The sequence below is a fragment of the Cetobacterium sp. genome, assembly GCF_048470075.1.
Lineage (GTDB): Bacteria > Fusobacteriota > Fusobacteriia > Fusobacteriales > Fusobacteriaceae > Cetobacterium_A.
In genome coordinates this window covers 1-3,825 of the sequence record NZ_DBGBQB010000068.1, presented here as the reverse complement: position 1 = coordinate 3,825, position 3,825 = coordinate 1, and the positions used below count along the sequence as shown (strand labels likewise).

Sequence of the window (3,825 nt, the reverse complement as noted above, 5' to 3'; positions counted from 1 at the left end):
CTACTCATGTTCATATTTAATATATTTTGAGCATAATTATTAAATGAAAGTAGATATAATTTTTTTATCTGATCGACAACATCCGATCTTAAATAATAGTATTTTTTATCAAAATTTTCCCAAAATTTTCTCTCTGAATTAAAAATTTCTAAAGGTGTTCTATCTGTAAAAACTGGTTTTTTCTTACTAAAAGCTATTTTTAATAGATCATCTTTCTTTTCTTTAGAGATATTTTTTACTAGATATATTCTCTCATTTAACCCTTTTAATAGGGTACTCTCTAAAAACTTTACCTTAAATTTTTCAAAGTCATTTTCTGTTGCCACAAGGATTTCTGAATCTTTATCCTTGGATATATTGATCATATCATACTTATAGTATTCACCTTTATTTTCAATATTTCCTTCCAATATCAAAGGAGAAAACTTATAAACCAATTTATATGGCTCCTTCCAATCTATCTTTTTTAAATCTGTGTAGATATACAGACTATTTTTATTGTCATTGGAAGGTATTACATAGGACTCTAAAATCTCTCCATTTATATCACATCTCATATAAAAAATATTTGTACCATTTATAAATCTAGTTTCTGTATAATAGTTTCTTGCTCTATATATCTTATAATCTTTTATTAGTAATAGCTGTAAATTTGATAAAATATCCTTATTAAACTGTTTATCCTCTACATTTTTTAAAATATTATTTTTGCTATCATAAAAAAGAGCTATCTCACCATTGGTGATGAGATAGTCTGCCCTTAATATTGAAAATACAAATACAAATACTAGTATTATTCTCTTCATAAATTCCTCTTTTTAATAGTCACTTTCAGGTGAAATTAAAACTCTCTTATATTTATCAAACTCTTTTAAAAGTTGTTGAATTCCATTTACAACAGCATTTAAAGGATCCTCTGCAACAGTAACCTCTAGACTTAAACTTTCAGCTATTCTTTTGTCGATTCCTCTTAGTAAAGCTCCTCCTCCTGCTAAGTAAATCCCTTTTCTTTTTATATCTGAAGACAATTCTGGAGGTGTTTTCTCTAAAATCCCTTTAATCTCCTCTATAACTTGAACCACAGCTTCCTCTAGTGCTTCTGCAATTTCAGATGAATAAACCCTTACATTTTTAGGTAGACCGCTTAAAGCATTTCTACCACTAATCTCTATAAAGATATCTTCTTCTAAGTCAGTTACTGCTCCCACTGCAATTTTTATCTCTTCAGCTGTTTTTTCCCCTATAAATAGGTTATGTTTTTGTCTTATATAATCTATAATTAATGAATCAAACTTATCTCCAGCTATTTTTAATGATGATGTCTTTACAATTCCTGCTAAGGATATAACCCCTATCTCAGTAGTTCCTCCACCAATATCTACAACCATGTTTCCTTCAGGTTCAAAAATATTTAGTCCTATTCCTATTGCAGCTGCCATTGGTTCCTCTATTAGATATGCTTCCCTTGCTCCTGCCTCTCTTGTAACATCCATAACCGCTCTCTTTTCAACTTGAGTAACTCCAGCAGGAACACAGATTATAACTCTTGGACTCGATAAACTTTTCCCTCTATTTACAACTTTATAAAACTCTCTTAACATTTTTTCAGTTATTTCATAATCTGCAATAACTCCATTTTTTAGTGGTCTTATAGCTTCAACTGTATGTGGTGTTCTTCCTATCATCTGTTTAGCCTTATCACCAACTTCAAAAATCTCTTTTGTTTTAGTGTTTATAGCTACCACTGAAGGTGCATTCATTATAATTCCTTTATTTTTAACACAGATTAGTGTATTTGAAGTTCCTAAATCTATCCCTAAATCATCTGAAAATATTCCTAAAACTTTTCCAAATATTTTTTTCATTACAACTCTCCTTAAATTAATTTATATTTTATTTAAATTTTCTACTGTTATATTCAAGGTATTTAAAGTTTTTATAAAATGATTTATTGGAAACCCCATAATTGTAAAGAAATCTCCATCTATTTTATCTACAAAAATTGATCCTAGTCCTTGAATGCCATAAGCTCCAGCTTTGTCCATAGGCTCACCACTATTTATATACCATTCTATCTCTTCATCACTTATCTCTTTAAAGTAAACCAAACTTTCAACATGATTAGTTATATTGATATCTTTTTCTAAATTTATAAAAGTATATGCAGTAATTACTTTGTGAACTTTTCCAGAAAGAGTTTTCAACATATTTTTAGCATCCTCTCTATCTTTGGGTTTTCCTAAAACTACCCCATCAATTTCAACCAGTGTATCTGCACCCACAACATACTCTTTAGGATTTTCCACAGCTACAGCTAAAACCTTTTTCAATGATATATCCTTTATCTGCTCTACAATAGTCTCTTTATCACTTATCTCTTCAATCTCTTTACTTTTTATTTGTAACTGAAATCCCATCTGCGCTAATATCTCTTTTCTCCTCGGAGATTTGGATGCTAATATCATTTTTTTCATCTTTCCTTTCTATTTCAACTTCTTCGTTATTATCATGTTTATTCTCTTTATCTATAGGTTTTTCCTTAAATGTTATCATCTCTATAGTTTTATTTTGAGGTTCTAACTCCATAACTTCACTTATATCTTCCAGAGGTTCATCTATATCAGCGCATAAGATATTATCTTCCAAAGATAAAGATTCCTCTACAATCTCATTGTCGATACTCTCTTTCTCATCCTCTAAAGTATCACTTTTCCCATCTAAGCTATCTTTTTCCTGATATATTTTCTGAATATTACATATTTCATCATATATATCTTTCTCCAATTTAGCCTGTTTTTCCAATCTAATTCGTTCTTTTTTTAATCTTCTTTCCTCTTTTATATGAGCGATATATCTTCTAAAAAGATTTACAATTGCCATAATTATTCCCTTTATCAATTTTCCACATATAATGATAAGGGATATAAAAATTATAAAAATTAGCACTCCTGTAAATATATCTATCCTAATTTTGGGAAAGATTTTTAAAAAAGTATACAACTCTATATATCCTAAATTGATATTTAATAATCCAACTTGAATAACAAACTCTTGAACTTTTTCTAATGATACTTCTCCCAATTTTTTTAAATTATTCAATAAATAAAGATATCCTGTGGCTATTCCTAAGATAATCATAAAAGTCAACCTTGTTTTTAAGACCAATCTTTTATTTGGATTTTGCATAAACATTGAAAATCCATAACCTATAAGAAATACCCATAGTAATTTTTCATATATTCCAAGATACTCCTCTATATACAGGTATATATTATTTATTTGTAAAAAGTTAGGATAAAAATATCCCAAAAAAAAGTAGATCAATAAAATCATATATATATTTTTAAAACTTAATAACCACTTTATTTTTTTCATTCAAGCACCTTTTATTAAACTTTTTTTCATATTATTGTACCATAGAGATATAGAGTTTTCAAGCAATTAACATTTGAGTAAAAAAAAAGTAGACTTCTTTGAAGTCTACTGTTATTAGTCATAAAGTGGTGCGAGAGGAGGGACTTGAACCCTCACGTCGAAACGCCAGATCCTAAGTCTGGTGCGTCTGCCAATTCCGCCACCCTCGCAAGTGGTGCCGCTTATCGGAGTCGAACCAATCACCTACTGATTACAAGTCAGTTGCTCTACCAGATGAGCTAAAGCGGCTTTTATTTACTTTATAAAAAATTAATGGCGGGAGTGACGAGGGTCGAACTCGCGACCTCATGCGTGACAGGCATGCGCTCTAACCAACTGAGCTACACCCCCATTAATGGTGGAAACAACTGGACTTGAACCAGTGACCCCCTGCTTGTAAGGCAGGTGCTC

General features: G+C 30.1%; 4 protein-coding genes and 3 tRNA genes. All 7 read right to left on the bottom strand.

Going from position 1 to position 3,825, the window contains the following annotated elements; genetic code table 11:
* Positions 1-806 (bottom strand): hypothetical protein (locus ACMOUI_RS02385; RefSeq protein ID WP_418964144.1); only part of this gene is annotated, 806 nt, incomplete at its 3' end.
* A 12-nt stretch (positions 807-818) separates the two neighbouring features.
* Positions 819-1,865: a rod shape-determining protein gene (locus tag ACMOUI_RS02380; protein WP_418964143.1), complete on the bottom strand. Its 1,047-nt coding sequence runs from the start codon at positions 1,863-1,865 to the stop codon at positions 819-821.
* Between the two features lie 21 nt (positions 1,866-1,886).
* The gene (locus ACMOUI_RS02375; protein WP_418964145.1) at positions 1,887-2,465 is read right to left on the bottom strand and encodes a Maf family protein; all 579 of its coding nucleotides are present in this window, start codon (positions 2,463-2,465) and stop codon (positions 1,887-1,889) included.
* Positions 2,389-3,375 carry a hypothetical protein gene (locus ACMOUI_RS02370; RefSeq protein WP_418964142.1) on the bottom strand — a complete coding sequence of 329 codons (987 nt, stop codon included), beginning with the start codon at positions 3,373-3,375 and terminating at the stop codon, positions 2,389-2,391. Before ACMOUI_RS02370 ends, ACMOUI_RS02375 begins: the two co-directional genes overlap by 77 nt.
* 126 nt (positions 3,376-3,501) lie before the next feature.
* Positions 3,502-3,584 (bottom strand) — tRNA-Leu (locus ACMOUI_RS02365).
* A gap of 3 nt (positions 3,585-3,587) precedes the next feature.
* A tRNA-Thr gene (locus ACMOUI_RS02360) sits at positions 3,588-3,663 on the bottom strand.
* A gap of 25 nt (positions 3,664-3,688) precedes the next feature.
* Positions 3,689-3,765: transfer RNA gene (locus ACMOUI_RS02355), tRNA-Asp, on the bottom strand.
* Positions 3,766-3,825 lie beyond the last annotated feature (60 nt).

What these genes read in the sequence shown, in the direction of transcription:
- ACMOUI_RS02380 (WP_418964143.1), bottom strand. Translation starts at nt 1,865, where the DNA reads ATGAAAAAAATATTTGGAAAAGTTTTAGGAATATTTTCAGATGATTTA.
- ACMOUI_RS02375 (WP_418964145.1), bottom strand. Translation starts at nt 2,465, where the DNA reads ATGATATTAGCATCCAAATCTCCGAGGAGAAAAGAGATATTAGCGCAG.
- ACMOUI_RS02370 (WP_418964142.1), bottom strand. Translation starts at nt 3,375, where the DNA reads ATGAAAAAAATAAAGTGGTTATTAAGTTTTAAAAATATATATATGATT.